Source organism: Bacillus cereus group sp. MYBK30-2 (assembly GCF_051915945.1).
Taxonomy (GTDB): Bacteria; Bacillota; Bacilli; order Bacillales; family Bacillaceae_G; genus Bacillus_A; species Bacillus_A paramycoides.
On the sequence record NZ_JBQAFR010000002.1, the window covers coordinates 385,971 to 406,500 of the forward strand.

Below are 20,530 nucleotides of genomic sequence, written 5' to 3' on the forward strand. Positions count from 1 at the left end.
TCATTACTTTCATATGAAAAAAAGCTGTCGAAATCGACAGCTTCCCTTTAAGAAATTGTTAATAGATTCTTTTCAATTAACGCATCAATCGCAGAACAAATCGCAATCTTTACATGCGAATAAGTTAATCCACCTTGTACGTAAGCAACATAAGGCGGACGAATCGGGCCATCAGCCGACAATTCGATACTTGCACCTTGAATAAACGTCCCAGCAGCCATAATTACATCATCTTCATAACCTGGCATATAGTTTGCATATGGCGTAAAATGAGAATTAATTGGAGATGCATATTGAATCGCTTGACAGAACGCAATCATACGATCTTTATCATCAAATTGAACAGATTGAATTAAATCCGTTCTTGATGCATTCCACGCTGGTGATGTATTCATTCCTAACTTTTCTAAAAATGCAGCTGTAAAAATCGCACCTTTCAGTGCTTGACCAGCAACATGCGGCGCTAAGAAGAAACCTTGATACATTTCTTGCAGACTGTATAAAGATGCCCCTGCTTCCGCACCGATCCCCGGAGATGTTAGACGATATGCACATGCTTCAACATACTGTTCTTTACCAACAATATAACCACCAGTTTTAACAATTCCTCCACCCGGGTTTTTAATAAGAGAACCCGCCATTAAATCTGCACCAACATGACACGGCTCTTGCTCTTCAATAAACTCGCCATAACAGTTATCTACAAATACAACAACATCAGGTTTAATCTCTTTAACAAACGCAATCATCTCTTTAATTTGAGAAACGGTAAACGACGGACGAGTAGCATACCCTTTTGAACGCTGAATGCCAATCATCTTCGTATTACTATGGATTGCAGCTGCAACAGCTTCAAAGTCCACAAAGCCCTCTTCAGTTAGCGGAACTGCGTTATACCCAATATTATATTCCTTAAAAGAACCTACACCTTTTCCACGCACACCAACGATTTCTTCTAGCGTATCATATGGTTTTCCCGTTATGTATAACAACTCATCTCCCGGACGTAAAATACCAAATAAAGCTGTTGAAATTGCGTGAGTACCCGATATTATTTGTGGACGAACAAGACCAGCTTCTGCTCCAAATACATCAGCATACACTTTCTCTAACGTGTCACGACCAATATCATCATAGCCATAACCTGTCGTCGGAATAAAATGCGAATCGCTAATTTTATGTCCACGAAAACTTTCTAATACACGAAATTGGTTACTTTCAATTACTTCATCCACACGTTTATGCACTTCTGTAACTTGACTTTCTACTTCTTTTACGATTGGAGCAATTATTTCTCCATTTTTCAAACGATCAAACATTATTATTTTCTCCTTCTTCCACTAAAAATCTCTTTAATTGCCCATTAAGCGATGAATGAGCAAAGATATACCCTGTACAATCGTACACAAATTCTTCTTCTAAAAACTCCATTTTTGTTAGCAACGTTTCCGTTTTTAAAAGTGTTAACAACCTACCTTCACTAGGCGGGAGTTTCACTTGATAAACAACCATTTCTTCCTTCATTTTCGTTTCTATCGCTTCTTTAATACGTAATAAATCATTTTCTTCAAAAACACTAGTCATTAAGAAATCACTTTTTGGAAATGGAATAAAATTTTGATGCAATTTATCTTTTTTATTATATAACGTAATAATAGGAATATGATTAATTTCAAGATCTGACAAAAGTTGTTTTACCGTTTGCTCATGCCCTACATAATTAGGGTCTGCCGAATCAACAACATGTAAAATAACATCCGCTTCACCAGCTTCTTCTAACGTAGATCGAAAAGCAGCAATTAACGACGTAGGTAAATCTTGTATAAAGCCAACCGTATCAGTCAATAACACTGTATAACCAGAAGGTAACGGCATCTTCCTTGTTGTCGGATCTAACGTTGCAAACAATAAGTTTTCTTCAAACGTATCCGCTTCCGTTAATCTATTAAACAACGTAGATTTCCCTGCATTTGTATATCCAATTAATGAAACTTGAAATACTTTATTATCTTTTCTTCTCTCACGATATCTTTTTCGGTGCTCCACAACAACCGCAAGTTGTTTCTTTATTTCATCAATACGTGATCGAATATGACGACGGTCCGTTTCAAGCTTTGTCTCTCCCGGTCCCCTTGTACCAATTCCACCACCAAGACGTGATAAAGATAGACCTTGCCCCATAAGGCGCGGCATTGTATATTGCAACTGAGCTAATTCTACTTGAAGCTTACCCTCTCTCGATTTCGCACGTTGCGCAAAAATGTCTAGTATTAACTGCGTTCGGTCAATCACTCTTGCATCTAATACTGAAGATAAATTCCGAATTTGGCTCGGCGTTAACTCGTTATTAAATATAATAACAGCTGGCTCTAATTCTTCAGTTAACATCGTAAGCTCTTCTAGTTTACCTTTTCCTATATAAGTCGCCGGATGAAACTTCGGGCGTTTTTGCGTCGTGGACACTAACACTTCTGCTCGCGCAGTCTTCGCTAACGATGCAAGCTCTTTCATGGAATGCATGAATTTTTCATCATCATCTTGCGACAATTGACAGCCAACTAATATGACTTTTTCTTTTTCTTCCATCAAATATGTTCACTCATCCTTTTCGAAATTTAAACCTTCTAATATAATAGCAGAGGAAGCACATTTCATCTAGTTAGCGGGGGAGAAAATTCATGGCATGGGAGATTTTTAGCATCATAGGCACAATCGCCTTCGCACTAAGCGGAGCCATTGTTGCAATGGAAGAAGATTATGATATTTTCGGGGTGTATATTTTAGGAATGGCAACCGCATTTGGGGGAGGTGCCCTTCGTAATTTATTAATCGGTTATCCAATCGTCGCGTTTTGGCAACAAGACATGTTATTCCAAATCGCACTATTATCAATGACGATTATTTTTCTTTTTCCAAATAAATTGATTAGACATTGGAAAAAGTGGGAAAACATCACGGATGCCATCGGCTTATCAGCATTTGCCGTACAAGGAGCACTATATGCACAAAAACTAAATTTACCAATTAGCGCTACAATCGTAGCCGCTGTTTTAACCGGCATTGGCGGCGGTATTATTCGTGACCTTTTAGCCCGCAGAAAACCTCTCGTCCTTCGAGCTGAAGTATATGCATTTTGGACGATTTTAGCAGGTTTTTTAATTGGAGCTCAAATTATCGTTAGCGATTGGGCTCTATACACCTTATTCATTTTAATTGTTTGCTTCCGCATGGTTTCTATTCATTACAAATGGCATTTACCGCATAGACGCATCGATACAAACGAACGTTCAATGCATAAATAGCAATCTAACCTCTTTACATATCGTAAAGAGGTTTTTCTTTTCTAACGAGTTTTTCTTTGCATAATGTTTATACTAATTTTTAAAGCGAGGTGAATACAAATGACAAACCATGTTAATAAAGGAGCTCAAAAAAGCTCCGTAAACCAATTTGGACACGATCCAAATTCAGCACATGAAAAGAGCGATAAAATGGAACGCTTTCATAAAGCTTACCAAGAAAAAGCAAAAAAAGAGTAAACGAAGTTATGTACAAAAAAACAGACGCACAGCTTACGTACTGTGCGTCTCCTCTTCAAGCATCAAATCAATACTTGATATCCCAATTAAATCATATTTATCATACGTATCTTCTTGTAACAATCGCATAGCTTGTGTTCGAATTGATTTTTCAACAATATTCCGTACGTATCGTCCATTACTAAACGATGTAATTTGCGACGAATACTTTACTGCATGTAAATGATCTCGAAATTTCCACTCCGCCTCTTTAGATAACTGATATTCACGCTCTTCATACATTCTCTTCCCAATTTCCAACAACTGATTTACTGAGTAATCTGCGAATTCAATAATAAATGGAAAGCGAGATTGTAACCCTGGATTCAACGAAAGAAAATGATTCATCTCTCTTGAATACCCAGCCAAAATTAATACAAAACCGTGTTGCTTATCTTCCATATGCTTCACAAGTGTATCAATGGCTTCCTTTCCAAAATCTTTCTCTCCCCCACGCGCTAAAGAATACGCCTCATCAATAAACAAAATACCTCCCATAGCCTTTTTTATTAAATCTCTTGTCTTTTGCGCTGTATGACCGATATACTCCCCTACGAGGTCAGCACGTTCAGCTTCAACTAAATGCCCTTTTGATAAAATATTCATCTCAAACAACAATTTCCCTATCATTCTAGCGACAGTTGTCTTCCCAGTACCCGGATTCCCTTTAAACAACATATGAAGCACTTGCTTCTCAGATTTCAACCCCATCTCTTGTCTTTTTTTATTTACATAAATCCAAGCATAAATTTCTTTAATTATCTTTTTTATGTCATCCATCCCAACAAGCTTTCCCATCTCTTCTTCAATTCTCTGCAACATCTCATGTTTAGTAGTGGTTTCACTTGAAATTACAGTTTTATCTTCCGATGCCGGTAACGAAATTTTCTTCCGATGGTTTAACACGATATTAATTTGATTGTTATTTTTCTTACGCATTGATTGTTCCATACAATCACCTCATTTTATCCACTCATCAAATATTATTTTATTCCCGTCCCCCTTACAAATGCCTATTTTCAGAAAAGTTTGCTATAATATAAGAAATAATTAAGGTGGTGGGACTATGGAAACAACGGAATTCCATGATACAATACAAGCCTTTTCTATTTTTTTATTGAATAAAGGCCGAAAGTCTTCAACTATTAAACGCTATGTCTATGACATCGAAGATTTCGGACATTGGTTAGAAAAAAACAAAAAGCTCCCTTCCAGTAATATATGGGCTACACTTTGTACAAAAGACTATGAAGATTACTTTTCCGACTTAAAAAAGAATCGACACTACTCAGAGAAAACAATGCATCGTGTATTTATTGTATTAAATAGAATGTATCATTTTCTAAACATTCCTAATCCATTGAAGAATATGGAAATCGTTATTCAACCAAACCGTGCATTACGTAATGAAGATTTCATTTCATCCGATGAAGAAAAAAGATTAAAACATATAGTCACTTCATTAGAAGGCCTTTCAGAAAAGCAACGTCCTGTTCGCCCTTTATTAATGGATCGTAATATCGCTATTTTAAACCTACTAATCGACTACGGACTATCCTTACAAGAACTTACAGCATTAACTATGCATCAAGTTCACTTTGAAACCAATACATTGTCTATTCCAGCAACCGCAGGAGTAGCAAGAGCAATCACATTAACAAATGAAGACAAAAAACAATTGTACACATATTATAAAAGTATCCCAGAACCCGTTCGCCCCAAATACCATAGCAATGATCCATTATTTGTGGCATTCGATTTTAATCGCGGAACATATAGATGGGTATATGAAAATGACGCACCAAAGGCCTTAACAGAAATTGCCATCCAAAAAATGATTCGACTTGAAGTAGCAAGAGCAAATTTACGTAAAGGCATTTCCGGACAACATTTTCGGAACACCTTTATTCTACGCCTAATAAAAAAACAAATCCCAGAACCTGAAATCATAAAATTAGTTGGCTTCAAATCAAAAATTTCATTAAAACGATATTATCAATACGCAGAAAATAGAAAAAACGCCTTATAATAAGGCGTTTTTTTCTATTTTTTCTTGAAACAATTAATTTTACTATGACCATTTACCTATTCTCTGCATCTACTTTGATGAGTTTCGCTCACAGTCTAATTAGAAAGGAGAGATTTAATGTCTCGTTTTAACGACAATCAAAATAAATTCTCCAAACCATGCTTTCCAAATAGTGCTGGACCTCAGGGTAACACAGGTGCTACTGGACCTCAAGGCAACACGGGCGCTACTGGACCGACTGGACCAACCTTCCCAGTAGCGACAATTGTTGTACAAAATAATATTCAACAAACTGTACTCCAATTTAATAACTTCATTTTCAGCACTGCAATTAATGTAAACAATATTATTTTTAAAGGCACAGACACAGTTACCGTCGTCAATGCTGGTATTTATATAATTAGCGTCTCACTCTCTACAACTGCACCAGGATGCGCCCCATTTGGTGTTGGAATTTCAATAAATGGTACAGTCGCAACAGATAATTTCTCCTCTAATTTAATAGGTGACTCGCTTTCCTTTACAACAATTGAAACTTTAGCAGCTGGCGCAAATATTTCTCTCCAATCTACTCTTAACGAGATTACGCTCCCTTCAACCGGAGACACTAACGTTCGACTTACTGTATTTAGAATCGCTTAAATTTCACTATTTATTGTTTATGACAAATAAAAAAAAGAGCGAGAAACTCGCTCTTTTTTTGTTATGTACAATTCATTACTACTCTAATTCAATTGAAACATTTTTTTGAGGTACAAATGTAGAAATTGCATGTTTATAAATAAGCTGTTGCTTACCTTCTGTTTCCAGTAGGACTGTAAAGTTATCAAACCCTTTAATTAATCCACGAAGCTGAAAACCATTTAATAAGTACAGCGTAACGAACGTATTCTCTTTACGGAGTTGATTTAAAAACTGATCTTGAATATTGATTGATTGCTTCATGTCGAATCCTCCTCTTTTTCTCTACTTACTATTATTCGACTTTAGTTGTAGCTTTCCTTCTATGTATCGTAAAATTTCTGACGTTTTTTCACCATCAGTAACATCAAACCACGCGACATCCATTTTATTACGGAACCACGTTAATTGACGTTTTGCATAACGGCGTGAATTCGTCTTTAATTGTGATACCGCTTCTTCTAAAGAGACACGATTCTCAAAATAATCATATATCTCTTTATAACCAATCGCTTGAATAGATTGACACTCTCGCACTCCTCTTTCATGCAGACCTTTTACTTCCTCTAATAAACCTTGTTCAACCATTAGGTCAACACGTAAGTTAATGCGATCGTATAGCATTTCTCGATCCATTGTCAAGCCAATTAATGAAACATCGTACAGTAACTCATTTTCTTGTTTTTCGAGCTGGTTACTCATTTTTTCACCCGTCGTGTGAAAAATTTCTAACGCCCGAATAACACGCCTTACATTATTTGCATGAATACGCTCCGCACTTTCTGGATCTACTTCTTGCAATTTTTTATGTACATATTCCACACCGCGTTCTAACGCTAACTTTTCCATCTGCTCTCGGTATATAGCATCCCCAGCCTCATCAGTAAACTGGTAATCGAATAAAACAGATTGTATATAAAGGCCAGTTCCACCAACAATAATCGGTAATTTCCCACGCTCTGTAATCTCTCGAATGTACTTACGAACACGTTCTTGAAATTCCGCCACAGAAAATGAATCTTCCGGATTTTTTATATCAATCATATAATGCGGAATTCCGTCCATCTCATCCGTCGTTACCTTTGCAGTCCCAATATCCATCGTACGATAAATTTGCATGGAATCACCACTAATAATCTCACCATTCAATGCTTTTGCAAGATCGATACTTAATTTCGTCTTTCCGACAGCAGTTGGCCCAATGATGACAGCAACTTTTTCACGTTGCACTTCTCCCATATAACTCAACTCTCTTTATGTAATATACTCCATCTAATCATTATACCCAATCTTACCAATTTTAATGGTGTGATTGCAAGTTCTTTGAATCCAGTACATGAAATTATACATAAAAAAAGAACATAGTTTGTCCAATTTTGCATATACATGATTAAAAATAGCTCGGAGAGGGTGCAATGACTATGAAACAAACCACTATCGATTTTTCATCATTAACAAAAGACCTCATTTTAGCTACTGCTACAAAAGAACAAAATTGTTCACAAGAAGAATTATACTTCGCCTTAAATTGTTTACTACGTTCCTTTCATTCTACCCTTCAAGAAACGATGTTACATCCAGAAAATAAAAATACAGAGTACATGCAAACTCAATTTTGCAGCGCGTATAAAATCATTACAGGTAAAACGGTTTATCCCTTTCAGTGAATCTCATATAAAAAAAGCGGCTACTAAGACATTTTCAAGCAGCCGTTTTTTATTTTAATACAGATAAATTATTGTATAACTTTCACTTTAACGGATTTACGACCCCAACTATCCGCATTACTATCTGAACCAACTAGAACATCAATACGGTTTCCTTTAATCGCGCCACCAGTATCTCCAGCAATTGCTTCTCCATACCCTTCTACCCACACTTTTGATCCAAGTGGGATTACTTTCGGATCAACAGCAATAACTTTCATGTTTGGATTCGCTGTTAAATCATGACCCATCGCAGTTAACACTCGACCACCATATGTGCCATTTTCACTTGGATTAGCTGTGTACGCTGTCGCTTCTACTGTTATTTCACGACCACCAGCTGGTGCATTTGTTTCAGTAGATTTCGCCACTGATTTAGCTGTCGGCTTCGCTTGCGCTTCTGGTTTACTTGTTTCTTCACTCTTAGCAGGCGCTTTTCTGTTAACTGCCGTATCATTTTTAACCGCCGTTTTCACCTTAGTTGGCGCTTCAGCTTGAGCTGGAATTTCTTTTCTTTCAATAACAGGTGCTGTACCTGTTAAAAATGGTACGTGAACATATGCCGCTTTCCCACCATATTCGAATTGTAACCATTCGTTTTGCACTTGATTTGTCGTTTCAATCACGTCATCTTTTTTTAGCGTGCCAAGAATTTCTGAGTCAGTATTCGCTCCAGCACGAACGTTTAATACGTTTGCTGTTACATAATAAGTACTTTTCGTAAACTCAGCACTTACAAACGCTTCTTCACCGTCTAATTTAATTTTTGACCATCCGTTTTCTGTATTTATAACATCTAATTTATTTCCACTTAACATTTTACCTACAAGTTTTGATTCTACAGTTGGGTTTTCCCTAACGTTTAATACATCTGTCGTTACAATCGTTTCTGCTTTTGCAGAACCTGCAAAAATCCCAAGACCAAAAACTGCTGCCGTTGCTATACCTAATAATTTTTTCATGAATAGCCTCCATTCGCTTTGTTTTCGTGTTCTCATTATAGCAACAGTTTTTTACGAATTTCGAAAATCACAAAATTACAAAGCATTCGTAACAAACGATTAATGATTTGTAACATAAATTTCCATATTAAAGAATTGTATTTCTACCAAAATTATCAATAGTTTTCATATATTTCCCACATATTAGTATGAGAGTTTTTTTCCAGAAAAAATTACAATATTACTGTTTTGTTACAAAAAAATCGTTTTTCATTACATCTTTTACCAAAATCCATCATAATTCAATTATTAAACCACTTTTTTGTAATAAAAAAGGAACAGCTCCCGCTAGCTGTCCCTTTTTACCTTTTAATTAACTTTTTTCTTCCAAATCCCCATCATAAGAGCCGAAATAACTGCCCCTATTAATATAGAGAAAATATATAGCCAAGGTTTATTTACTAATGCGATGACAAAAAGTCCACCATGCGGTGCTGGCAATGTAATTTGAAATAACATAGATAAGGCACCTGCAATACTTGAACCAACAACACAACTTACAATTACTCGAACCGGATCTGCAGCTGCAAATGGAATCGCACCTTCTGTAATAAATGACGCTCCCATGATATAATTTGTTAAGCCAGATTTACGTTCTGCTTCTGTAAACTTCGTTTTGAAGATTGTAGTTGCTAGTGCGATTGCAAGTGGAGGTACCATACCGCCAGCCATAACTGCTGAATGTACACCAAAGTTTCCTGCCGCAATTGCAGCGATACCGAATGTAAACGCCGCTTTATTAATTGGTCCCCCCATATCAATTGCCATCATACCACCTAAAATTAAACCTAATAGTATAGCATTTGTACCACCTAAACTATTTAACCAACTCGTTAACATTTCATTTAACGCAACTACAGGTGGGTTGACTACTTTTAACATGATAACACCTGTAATTAATAACCCAAATACCGGATATAGCAAGACCGGTTTAATCCCTTCTAACTGCGCTGGCAAACCAGAAAATAGCTTTTTCAAACCGACAACAACATATCCTGCTAAGAAACCAGCAATTAATCCACCTAAAAATCCAGCATTCGCTTGTGCTGCTAAAAAGCCACCAACAACACCAGGCATAAAACCAGGACGATCAGCAATAGAGCTTGCAATAAATCCAGCTAAAATTGGAACAAGGAATAAGAAAGCTCCTTTTTCTCCACCACCAATAGCCATTAATATTTCAGCAATGGGACCTTTTGCCTTAATTCCACCGAACATAAATGCTAATGCGATTAAAATCCCGCCACCAACAACGAATGGAAGCATATTACTTACACCGCTCATTAAATGCTTATAGATTCCTAACCCTTTTCCTTTCTCAACACTTTCTGCCTTCCCATTCTCTTTAACACCTTTAAAGATTGGCGCATCCTGTTTTACAGCTCTATTAAGAAGGATTTCATTTTTTCTAATACCATCAGCTACCGGCACTTGAATGACATGCTTCCCAGCGAAACGGTTCATTTCTACTTGTTTATCTGCAGCGACAATAATTGCTGTTGCACGATCGATATCCTCTTTCGTTAAACCGTTCTTTACACCTGTTGATCCATTCGTTTCAACTTTAATCGCAATCCCTAACTCTGCCGCTTTTGCTTTCAAACTATCAGCAGCCATATATGTGTGAGCGATACCAGTCGGACAAGCTGTAACAGCTAATACATATGGTTCATTCCCTTCTGGCTTTGCTACTTCAACTTCTTCTTCTTTTTCATTCTCTTTTTCATCAAATAGACGGAGAAGTTCATCTTCATCCTTTGCTTCTACTAATTGCTTGCGAAACCCTTCATCCATCAATAACGTAGAGAGACGAGATAACGTTTCTAAATGAGTATTATTCGCCCCTTCACTTGCAGCAATCATAAAAAACAAATGTGCGGGCTGTCCATCAAGCGATTCATAGTTGATACCGCTTACACTTCTGCCAAAACAAATCGCTGGTTGCTTAACTGCCTTCGTCTTCGCATGAGGTATTGCAATACCTTCACCAATTCCGGTTGTACTTTGTGACTCACGCTTTAAAATAGCTTCTTTAAATTCAGCCTTACTATTTAAACGATTTGCTCCGTTTAATTTCTCAACTAATTCATCTATGACAGCTTCTTTATTTGAAGCTGTCAAATTCATAATGACTGTATCCCTTTTTAATAGTTCTGTAATTTTCATATGTTGTTTCCCCCTATCGCTTTGTGACAATTACTTGCGACAATAATTCTTCTACTTTTTCCTTTGTACATAAATCTGCTGAAAATGCTGTTGCACTCCCTGTTGCAACACCATTTTGAAATGCCTTTTCAATATCTTTTGTCTGTTCATATTCCCCTACAAACCCTGCAACAAGAGAATCTCCTGCTCCAACAGAGTTAATAACAATACCTTTCGGAACAGTCGCCTCATATATACCTTCTGCCGTAAATAATAAAGCTCCCTCTCCTGCCATTGATACTATAACGTGCTCTACACCTTGTTCGATTAATTTTCTTCCATACGGTAAAATGTCTTCTACTGTTGAAAGCTCCACTCCGAACAACTCACCAAGTTCATGATGATTTGGCTTTATTAAAAATGGGTTATTTTTAATTACATGCTGTAACGCACTTCCACTTGCATCTACTACTACGCGAATGCCTTTTTCTGCTCCAAACGCTGCGATTGACTCATAAAAGGTAGTTGGAATAGAAGTTGGTACACTTCCGGCTAGTACAACACAATCTCCAGGTTGCATACTTTCAATTTTTTTCATTAACTGACCAAATTGCTCATTTGTCACAATAGGACCTTGTCCATTTAACTCTGTTTCTTCTTGCCCTTTTATTTTCACATTAATTCGTGAATCTCCGTCTACTTGTACGAAGTTTGTTGTTACACCTTCATCATGTAATACATCTTTAATAAATTGTCCGGTAAATCCACCGGTAAATCCAAGCGCTACATTTTCAACACCTAAACGATGAAGAACGCGAGAAACATTAATCCCTTTTCCTCCAGGAAACTTCATATCTTTCTCTGCTCGGTTTACTGTTCCTAAATCGAAAGAATTAACTTGTACTACGTAATCAATAGATGGATTTAAAGTAACTGTATAGATCATTGTTTATCAGCCTCAATTACATTTGTTTGTCTTTTATATTTTTCTAAATCAATTTCTAAATGGTTTGTAACAATGCTTGCCTCTTCAACATTTGCAATTTTCGCAAACGCAACTTCTGAAAATTTACTTTCATCAATTAAGAAATACCCTTCGTTTGCTAATGTTAATGCCATTTGTTTCAAGAGTGCTTCTTCTGGATCTGGTGTTGTATACCCTAACTGTTCATGTACACCATTAGCTCCTAAAAAGCATTTATCAAAACGATATTTTTGCATACTTTCCTGTGCCATGGCACCAATTAAAGCTTTCGTCCTACTCTTCATCATTCCGCCTAGTAAATACGCCCGAATGTTATTTTCAACTAAAGCTTCAATATGCATAAGACCATTTGTAACGACAGTAACATCTTTATTTATTAAAAACGGAATCATTTCAAAAGTCGTACTTCCTGCATCTAAATAAATGCAATCACCCTGTTCAACAAAGGTTGCCGCAAACTTTGCAATTTGTTGCTTTATATGAATGTTTTTGGATGATTTTTCAACCATCGTTGGCTCTTGCCCTTTTCCAGTTAATATGGAGGCACCGCCATGAACTCTTTTTAATAACCTTTGTTTTTCCAATTGCGCTAAATCACGACGAATTGTCGATTCAGAGCTTTCCGTTCTTTCAACTAATTGCTGCAATTTAACAACTTTCTGTTCCTTTACAAGCTGCAGTATCATTTGATGACGTTCAGGAGTTAACATTTTATTCACCTCTCCTTTGATTACAGTATAATGAAAACGATCACAAAAATCAATCAAAATCACTCAAAAATAATCATTAACATTCAATTCCGTTAATAAACAATCAAAAAAGACCTTATTTGATACTCCGATCAAATAAGGTCTCATTTTCAAATTACTTATAAAGAAGCTTTATAAATTTCAAGAACATCATCTTTATTTAATTTTTTAAAGTTACCGAATTCACCATAAGCCATCGCTTTATCCGCCATTAAGTCAATTTCATTTTCCCCAATGCCGTAATCCGCTAATGTTACTGGCGCTTCAATTGACGTCCAAAACTGGCGTAATGCTTCAATCCCCGCTATCGCAATTTCTTTATCCGTTTTCCCATCTGATTCTATATTGAACACACGAATAGCGAACTGTTTAAAACGATTCACATTCTCATCCACAACATGCTTCATCCAGTTCGGGAATAAAATCGCGAGGCCACCTCCATGTGGTATATCATGAACTGCAGAAACTGCATGCTCAATATTATGAGTTGCCCAATCTCCTCTTACTCCCATCGCCAAAATACCGTTTAACGCCATCGTTCCACAATATAGAATTGTTTCTCTGTGCTCATAACTTTCTAGATCATTTAAAAGCTTAGGAGCTGTTTCTATTACTGTTTTTAAAATCGATTCACAATACCGATCTTGTAGTTCTGTATTTGTTCCATGGTGGAAATATTGTTCTAATACGTGCGACATAATATCGACCATACCATAAATTGTTTGATTTCTCGGCACAGACTCAGTATGAACTGGATCTAAAATTGAAAACTGAGGGAATGTGACTGGACTGCCCCAGCCATACTTTTCATTTGTTTCCCAGTTTGTAATTACAGAGCCTGCATTCATTTCAGAACCTGTTGCTGCAAGAGTTAGAACAGTACCGAATGGCAACGCTTCGCTAGCAAATGCTTTTTTCGTTACAATATCCCATACATCTCCATCATATTTACTACCAGCAGCAATCGCTTTCGTACAGTCAATTACACTTCCTCCACCAACTGCTAAAATAAATTCAACTCCATTGTCTTTACAAATTTGAATCCCTTTCTTTACAGTTGATAAACGAGGATTCGGTTCAACACCTGTCAACTCAAACACTTCCGCATTTATATCTTTTAAAATAGAAATTACATTATCATAAATACCGGTTCTTTTAATACTTCCTCCTCCATATACGAGAAGAACTTTTTTACCGAACTGTGGAATTTCAGTTTTTAACTGCTCTAATTGTCCTTTACCAAAAATAAGTTTTGTTGGATTACGAAATACAAAATTTTGCATATTCTTATTTACCACCCTTCTATATTAAAAGCAACTATACTTTTGTATACCATATTTTTAAAATTTCACAAACAAATTTGCTTAACAAAAAAATCCCAGCCTCTAGGCTGAGATTTTTTATTGATAATAAGGTGAGATCATTAAGTAAACAATAACACCAGATAAGCTTACATATAACCAAATTGGCATCGTCCAACGTACAATTTTACGGTGACGTGTTAATTGATTCGTAAAACCAAATACAAGTGCGAACAATGCAAGTGGTACGATAATCGCTGCAAGGATAATATGTGTAATTAAAATGAAGAAATACACATATTTAATGAAACCTTCTCCTCCAAAATGCGTTGCTGGTGCCAAGTAATGATACGATAAATATGACACACAAAATAATAAAGTCGTTGTAAATGCTGCAAGAATAAAACCACGGTGCATTTTTACATTCTTTTTAATAATAGAGAATAAAGCTGCTAATAAAAATACAAACGTAAAACTATTAAAAATTGCATTTAACATTGGTAAGATAGTTACATCAAAATGTAATTCTCCTTCATATCCAACAGGTCCAAAGAACAAAAATAAAATAATCGCGTTTACAATTACAGAAAGCGTTATCACAATAGGAGCATAGCTTTTCTGATTTGTTGATTGATCCACCAAATTGGTCACTCCTCTTCTTTCAAATATGTATAATTAACCTCACTATTTTAACATATTATTCACGGTGTAAATGTGACAATAGTTTGACATAGTAAGACTAAACAAAGAAAAAATCCTTCTTAACAATACTTCTTAAGAAGGATTTTATCGCTTTATTATTCAAATAGCAATGCGATTAGTTTTTGTTAAAAAACGTACTGCTATACGCTTGAAATATTTCAGACACCTGATATCCCATTAATGAAATTGCTGTTAATGAAAAGAAACCAATCATAAGAAATCGAAACCACATATAAATCTCCTCCTTGTATTTAGCTTAAAAAGCGTTGGCTATATAACAAGTTGGATGGCATTCTTCTTCGTCACTTTCCTTCTTCTTCACAATCGCCGTTATAAAACGAATCATAAAGAATATAACAAAAGGAATTTGTTCGTATTTTACATTAGCATAGTTTAGCAACGGCTCACGTTGCAAATCGAACGGGGATGAGAAGGAATAGAACATACCTTGCTCTTCCATATATACAATTACAATTTTCATGCAAAATAATATCCCAAGAAACGAAACAATATCTTGCCACTCTGTCGTATATAGCAGATTATACAGGTCTAATACGTACTCTTCCATCATCATCCCCCCTTCCTTTTTTACCATTTTGCTCTCCTTCATATAAAAAGTCAAGAAAAAAGTTCATTTCCACTATGCTAATAGTAATTACTTGTTTCTTGACTTATATATGAATCTTTTCTAGAAATGATTGGATATAACTTTCTTTGAAAACAAGAAATTAGAATCGAACAGATTCTTCATTCCTATTTTTAGGACTCAAAGCTGAACTAGTTTTATTTCTATTAAAAATAAAATAAGAAACTATAATAAGAACTGTAACAATCATCGTTAAAATCGCTTGTGAACGTAAGGATTCAATTGCAAACATTGCAACTAAAACTGCTATAATAGCGGCAATTGTAACATACGTTAAATACGGGAAAAGCCACATTTTCACTTTCAAATCTTCTTGTTCTACTTTCCCCATTTTTTTACGCATCTTTAAATGCGAAACTGCAATAACGAGATAAACTAGTAACGCAATCCCACCAGATGCATTCACCAAAAATAAAAAAACTTTATCTGGAGATATGTAGCTAAATACAACACCGATATAGGCGAAGAAAGTTCCAAATAAAACTGCCCGAACAGGAACACCACTACTGCTCAATTTTAAAAATGCCTTTGGAGCATCTCCTCTTTCTGCCATAGAAAAAAGCATTCTTGAGTTCGTATATAAACCTGAATTCAAACATGAAAGTACAGCTGTTAAAACGATAAAATTCATAATCTGTGCTGCCGCTGGTATACCTATATGTTCAAGTACCGCTACAAACGGACTTTTTAGTATGTTTGCTGAATTCCATGGAAGAAGCGTAACAACTACCGCTATAGATCCAATAAAAAATACAAGAATACGCCAAATCACGCTATTTGTTGCTGTTTTTACTGCTTTTACAGGTTCAGCAGACTCACCAGCCGCTACTGCTACGATTTCTGATCCCATAAATGAAAATATAACAACTGTAATACCAAGCAACACCGAACTTATACCATTTGGCATAAATCCACCTTGTCCAATTAAATTTGAAGTACCAGGTGCTTCCGTTCCTGGGACAAGTCCTAAAATAACAGCAAGTCCAAGAGAAAGGAACAAAACAATACTTATTACTTTAATAAAAGAAAACCAATATTCAAACTCTCCAAATGATTTCACCGAAAAAACATTCGTTAACGTTAATAATATTGTTAATATTAAGCTCAATAACCAAAGCGGGATTTGCGGAATCCAATATTGAATAATACCAGCACCTGCTGTCGCTTCTATCGCAATTACAATTACCCAGAAAAACCAATATAGCCATCCAATTGTATAACCCGCCCATGGACCAATTGCCTCTCGTGCATATGTTGCAAATGAACCACTTGTCGGGTTAATAGCTGCCATTTCCCCCAACATTCTCATGACGAAAACGACTAGAAGTCCCGCTAATGCATATGAAACGATAGAACCTGGTCCTGCAGAATGCACAACTGCACCACTTCCAACAAACAAACCAGCACCTATTACGCCGCCAATTGAAATCATTGTAATGTGGCGTATTTTAAGGTCTTTCTTAAGATTTTTATCCAACTCTTGTACATCCCCTTCCAAACTTGTTTTTGAAATTTATGTAAGAGTATTATGCAAAAAAATCTTGTCTTACACTTTTAAATATATCAAAATATTCTGAATTCAACAATTGTAATTCAACTTCCTACAGAAATTATTACATTAAGTTTAATAATTTTCTATACACAGCGGTTTAATGTCTTGGTCCATTAATTTTGATGCTATTCCCTCTCAAAAATAACAAAAGCAACAATAGGTTACTTTACATAACCTATTGTTGCTTTTTATTTATACAAATTACTTTGTCACATTCACATCTAAAGTTTTAAGAGATTCTTTTCCATCTCTTAAATAACTTTTTACAAGAGTTAAAAGTAATTTCCCGCCAACCAACATCGCACGTTCATCAAAATCAAATTGAGGATGATGATGTGGATATGTTGCACCTATTTCTTCATTACCTGCACCTGTAAAGAAAAATGCTCCTGGAACATTTTCTAAGTAGTATGCAAAATCTTCACCACCCATAATCGGTGGCACTTCGATGACTCTGTCTCTTCCAAGATCACGTTCCGCTATCGCCATAAAATAATTCGTTTCTTCTAAATGATTTATTAATATTGGATAACCCCGTTTATATTGAATATTAACTTCAGCATGAAGAGACTGGCAAATCCCCTCAACAACTCGTTTAAATTCCTTCTCCATAAATTCTCTCACTTCAGGATCTAACGTCCGAATTGTTCCTGTAAATGTAGCAGTATCCGCAATAATATTATCCGCTTGACCAGCATGGAATGTACCAACTGTTAATACAGCAGATTGTAACGGATCTACTTTTCTACTAACTAATAGTTGCAACTGATTAATAACTTGTGTCGCAACGATAATGGCATCTACAGTATGATGTGGCATTCCTCCGTGACCACCTCGCCCTTGAACCTTCACTTCAAAACTATCCGCTGCTGCCATCATCGCCCCAGCCCTCGCACCTACAATTCCTAGGGGCATTTGAGAAGATAAATGTGTACCAAAAACAACATCTACTCCTTCTAAACAACCGTCCTCAATCATAGCAATTGCCCCGCCAGGTTCTTTCTCTTCTGCATGTTGATGAATAAGTACTATTTTTCCAGAAATCTGGTCTCGGTTATCACTTAATACTTTTGCAATTCCTAAAAGTGTTGCTGTATGTCCATCATGCCCACAAGCATGCATTACGCCAGGAACCTTTGATTTATATGAGACTTGTTTTTCATCTTGAATAGGTAGTGCATCAAAATCAGCACGTAACGCTATCGTCCTCCCAGGTCTTCCACCTTCAATTACGCCAATTACGCCTCTTCCACCTACATCTGTTTTCACATCAATATGAAAACTTTTTAAGATTTCAGCTATTTTTTTCGGTGTTTCTATTTCTTGAAACGATAGCTCTGGGTATTGATGAAAATCTCTTCGCCACGAAACCATTTGGTTATATAAACTTTCCAATTCTTTATGCCATGTTTCTATCATAGAAATTCCCCTTTCTTTTTAACACTTTAAATAAAAAGTACACAATATTCTGGTTTTAATCAATAAAAAAAGAACTTTCTATTAAAAATTCTCTTTTTTTCAAACATGTTAAATGCTCTATTCTAATTACTATTTTTCTTCAATACAAAAACCGAAAGTTCCGGTACACTCAAAAACCTAACAGGCATTCTAGTCGTCCCAATACCTCGATTTACATATAAATGTAATGGCTTACTCTTTCCTTCTAATTCATACATTCCTTCAACATACTTCTCAGCTAATTTTGTGGTAATTAAAGGGCCCGCAAAGGGAATCTGAACTTGTCCTCCGTGACTATGTCCTGACATTTGAAAATCAACTGGATAACGAGCTACTTTATCTACAACATCAGGCTCATGTACTAATAGCATATTGAAATCTTGTTGTTTTAAGTTTTTAAAAGTCGAGTCTATTTGTGGTTTCCCTAATAAGAAATCATCCAAACCTGATATTGTAATATACTTGCCATTTTCCACTTTAATTTTCTGCACTTCGTTTACTAAAACAGAAAAACCAGCTCCCTCCATGTACTTTTTGTAGAATAAACTACCGCCCCCACCTCTATCATGATTCCCAAACACAGCATACTTCCCGAGAGGAGCATGAATTCCCCTCAAAATTTCTTTCGCCTCTTCTCTTTCCGCATTATAGGTCCCAAACTTATCTATTAAATCCCCTGTAAAAACTACTATATCTGGACGTAACTCATTCATCTTTCCCACAAGGTTATCTAGTTGTTTCAATGTAAACTCTGGTCCTAAATGTACATCTGAGAATTGCAATATCTTTTTATTGTTAAACTCTTTAGGAATCGTAGGAGATTCTATTTCATTCCACGTGACCGCTACTAATCTTCGTTCTATTTCTGTTGCATAGAAATACAAGCTAGCTGGAATAATTAAAATACTTAATAAACTAATAATGATAATTTTCTTTAAGATTGATTTTTTCTGTTCTTTTTTTACATGATGCGTATTCACGTTTTCACCTCTAGATGTAATTTAAAACCTTTTTGTTACATTGATGTGACAACATAAAAAATGTTAAGCTACACTCAATTTTATCCCCATCTAAATTTGACAAATTTATACACATTTCATAACATGTTTTTATAATACATAGATTTTTAAAAATGTTTCTTCTATTCGTTCCATCACTTTATTACGGAGGGGTTATTAATGTCTGTATGTACACCAGAAGAGATTACTGAACTTGCTGCTAATTCCGGAAGAAAAAAAGCTCATTTATCATTACTCCCTATGCTAATTCTCGGATTTTTTGGTGGCGCTTTTATTGCATTAGGGTATTTACTCGATATTCATGTTATTGGGACAATGCCAAAATCTTGGGGATCATTTACTAGTTTTTTAGGTGCTGCTGTTTTTCCTATCGGTCTTATACTCGTTATTCTTGCGGGCGGTGAACTAGTAACCGGTAACATGATGACAGTTTCAATGGCTTGGCTTCACAAAAGAATCACCTTATTTCACTTAATACGAAATTTAGTTATTGTTACGTTTAGCAATTTCATCGGTGCTGTATTCGTTGCTTATTTTTTCGGCCATATTGTCGGATTAACGGAGGGAGCTTTTTTAGCGAAAACAGTATCTATTGCACAAGCTAAACTACAAGATACACCACTGCAAGCATTCGTATCTGCAATTGGATGTAATTGGCTCGTTTGTTTAGCTGTTTGGCTCAGTATGGGAAGTAAAGAATTTAGCGGAAAGATTATCGGTATTTGGTTCCCAGTTATGACTTTCGTTGCGATTGGATTTCAACACGTTGTAGCCAATATGTTTGTCATCCCAGCCGCAATTTTTTCTGGTCATTTAACTTGGATTGAGTATTTTCCAAACTTCATTTTTGTTTTCTTTGGAAATTTAGTAGGAGGTATGTTATTTGTAGCATTACCGTATTTCATATCTTATAATAAGAAACTATCTTCCAACAAAGAACAAACTGAATTAAAGAAAAAACCTGTATCCGCTTAAATT

20 protein-coding genes and 1 pseudogene are annotated in these 20,530 nt (G+C 35.8%); 6 read left to right on the plus strand and 15 right to left on the minus strand.

The features are described from left to right. Positions 1-47: 47 nt before the first annotated feature. Together ACTFQM_RS13555 and hflX are read right to left on the minus strand one after the other, a co-directional pair. Complete coding sequence (locus tag ACTFQM_RS13555; protein ID WP_440034815.1) at positions 48-1,319, minus strand: aminotransferase class I/II-fold pyridoxal phosphate-dependent enzyme; 1,272 nt, start codon at positions 1,317-1,319, stop codon at positions 48-50. Then, complete coding sequence (gene hflX, locus ACTFQM_RS13560) at positions 1,312-2,586, minus strand: GTPase HflX (RefSeq protein WP_440035776.1); 1,275 nt, start codon at positions 2,584-2,586, stop codon at positions 1,312-1,314. The genes ACTFQM_RS13555 and hflX overlap by 8 nt, the downstream gene beginning before the upstream one ends. A gap of 92 nt (positions 2,587-2,678) precedes the next feature. On the opposite strand from hflX, the gene ACTFQM_RS13565 reads away from it, so the two are divergent. Then, positions 2,679-3,302, plus strand: coding sequence for a trimeric intracellular cation channel family protein (locus ACTFQM_RS13565; RefSeq protein WP_000312272.1), 624 nt, complete (start codon positions 2,679-2,681; stop codon positions 3,300-3,302). Between the two features lie 99 nt (positions 3,303-3,401). After that, positions 3,402-3,539, plus strand: coding sequence for a hypothetical protein (locus tag ACTFQM_RS13570; protein WP_440034817.1), 138 nt, complete (start codon positions 3,402-3,404; stop codon positions 3,537-3,539). Between the two features lie 33 nt (positions 3,540-3,572). Here ACTFQM_RS13570 and spoVK read toward each other — a convergent pair whose 3' ends face one another. Continuing rightward, complete coding sequence (spoVK, locus tag ACTFQM_RS13575) at positions 3,573-4,529, minus strand: stage V sporulation protein K (RefSeq protein WP_002172996.1); 957 nt, start codon at positions 4,527-4,529, stop codon at positions 3,573-3,575. A gap of 115 nt (positions 4,530-4,644) precedes the next feature. On the opposite strand from spoVK, the gene ACTFQM_RS13580 reads away from it, so the two are divergent. Continuing rightward, on the plus strand, positions 4,645-5,607 hold the full coding sequence (locus tag ACTFQM_RS13580; protein WP_002172997.1) for a tyrosine-type recombinase/integrase: 963 nt from the start codon (positions 4,645-4,647) through the stop codon (positions 5,605-5,607). Between the two features lie 177 nt (positions 5,608-5,784). Next, a pseudogene (locus tag ACTFQM_RS13585) lies at positions 5,785-6,249 on the plus strand (Gly-Xaa-Xaa repeat protein); the annotation flags it as partial. Positions 6,250-6,327: 78 nt separating this feature from the next. Here the strand turns inward: ACTFQM_RS13585 and hfq are convergent. Then, positions 6,328-6,552 (minus strand): RNA chaperone Hfq, encoded by a 225-nt coding sequence (gene hfq / locus ACTFQM_RS13590; protein ID WP_000813896.1) that lies wholly within the window; start codon positions 6,550-6,552, stop codon positions 6,328-6,330. 21 nt (positions 6,553-6,573) lie between these two features. Continuing rightward, on the minus strand, positions 6,574-7,527 hold the full coding sequence (miaA, locus tag ACTFQM_RS13595) for a tRNA (adenosine(37)-N6)-dimethylallyltransferase MiaA (RefSeq protein ID WP_098304057.1): 954 nt from the start codon (positions 7,525-7,527) through the stop codon (positions 6,574-6,576). A gap of 182 nt (positions 7,528-7,709) precedes the next feature. Here miaA and ACTFQM_RS13600 point away from each other — a divergent pair, with 182 nt between their 5' ends. Then, positions 7,710-7,955 (plus strand): hypothetical protein, encoded by a 246-nt coding sequence (locus tag ACTFQM_RS13600; RefSeq protein ID WP_440035778.1) that lies wholly within the window; start codon positions 7,710-7,712, stop codon positions 7,953-7,955. Between the two features lie 68 nt (positions 7,956-8,023). Here ACTFQM_RS13600 and entD read toward each other — a convergent pair whose 3' ends face one another. From entD to ACTFQM_RS13650, 10 genes are all read right to left on the minus strand, one after another. After that, the gene (gene entD, locus ACTFQM_RS13605) at positions 8,024-8,956 is read right to left on the minus strand and encodes a cell wall-binding protein EntD (protein WP_440034819.1); all 933 of its coding nucleotides are present in this window, start codon (positions 8,954-8,956) and stop codon (positions 8,024-8,026) included. 348 nt (positions 8,957-9,304) lie between these two features. Then, positions 9,305-11,161: a PTS fructose transporter subunit IIABC gene (locus ACTFQM_RS13610; protein ID WP_440034820.1), complete on the minus strand. Its 1,857-nt coding sequence runs from the start codon at positions 11,159-11,161 to the stop codon at positions 9,305-9,307. Between the two features lie 13 nt (positions 11,162-11,174). Beyond that, the gene (pfkB, locus tag ACTFQM_RS13615) at positions 11,175-12,086 is read right to left on the minus strand and encodes a 1-phosphofructokinase (protein WP_440034823.1); all 912 of its coding nucleotides are present in this window, start codon (positions 12,084-12,086) and stop codon (positions 11,175-11,177) included. Then, positions 12,083-12,835, minus strand: a complete 753-nt coding sequence (locus ACTFQM_RS13620) for a DeoR/GlpR family DNA-binding transcription regulator (RefSeq protein ID WP_098304053.1) — start codon at positions 12,833-12,835, stop codon at positions 12,083-12,085. The genes pfkB and ACTFQM_RS13620 overlap by 4 nt, the downstream gene beginning before the upstream one ends. A 158-nt stretch (positions 12,836-12,993) precedes the next feature. Further along, positions 12,994-14,157, minus strand: a complete 1,164-nt coding sequence (locus ACTFQM_RS13625) for an iron-containing alcohol dehydrogenase (protein ID WP_440034825.1) — start codon at positions 14,155-14,157, stop codon at positions 12,994-12,996. A 117-nt stretch (positions 14,158-14,274) separates the two neighbouring features. After that, the gene (locus ACTFQM_RS13630) at positions 14,275-14,817 is read right to left on the minus strand and encodes a DUF420 domain-containing protein (RefSeq protein WP_002173006.1); all 543 of its coding nucleotides are present in this window, start codon (positions 14,815-14,817) and stop codon (positions 14,275-14,277) included. A 316-nt stretch (positions 14,818-15,133) separates the two neighbouring features. Beyond that, complete coding sequence (locus ACTFQM_RS13635) at positions 15,134-15,472, minus strand: hypothetical protein (protein ID WP_178939137.1); 339 nt, start codon at positions 15,470-15,472, stop codon at positions 15,134-15,136. 133 nt (positions 15,473-15,605) lie between these two features. Further along, on the minus strand, positions 15,606-17,000 hold the full coding sequence (gene gabP, locus ACTFQM_RS13640; RefSeq protein WP_265621605.1) for a GABA permease: 1,395 nt from the start codon (positions 16,998-17,000) through the stop codon (positions 15,606-15,608). 276 nt (positions 17,001-17,276) lie between these two features. After that, positions 17,277-18,494, minus strand: a complete 1,218-nt coding sequence (locus ACTFQM_RS13645) for an amidohydrolase (protein WP_440034827.1) — start codon at positions 18,492-18,494, stop codon at positions 17,277-17,279. Between the two features lie 122 nt (positions 18,495-18,616). Continuing rightward, the gene (locus tag ACTFQM_RS13650) at positions 18,617-19,513 is read right to left on the minus strand and encodes a metallophosphoesterase (RefSeq protein WP_440034830.1); all 897 of its coding nucleotides are present in this window, start codon (positions 19,511-19,513) and stop codon (positions 18,617-18,619) included. 198 nt (positions 19,514-19,711) lie between these two features. Between ACTFQM_RS13650 and ACTFQM_RS13655 the strand changes: the two genes are divergently transcribed. Next, positions 19,712-20,527, plus strand: coding sequence for a formate/nitrite transporter family protein (locus ACTFQM_RS13655; protein ID WP_440034831.1), 816 nt, complete (start codon positions 19,712-19,714; stop codon positions 20,525-20,527). The last annotated feature ends 3 nt before the right edge of the window (positions 20,528-20,530 follow it).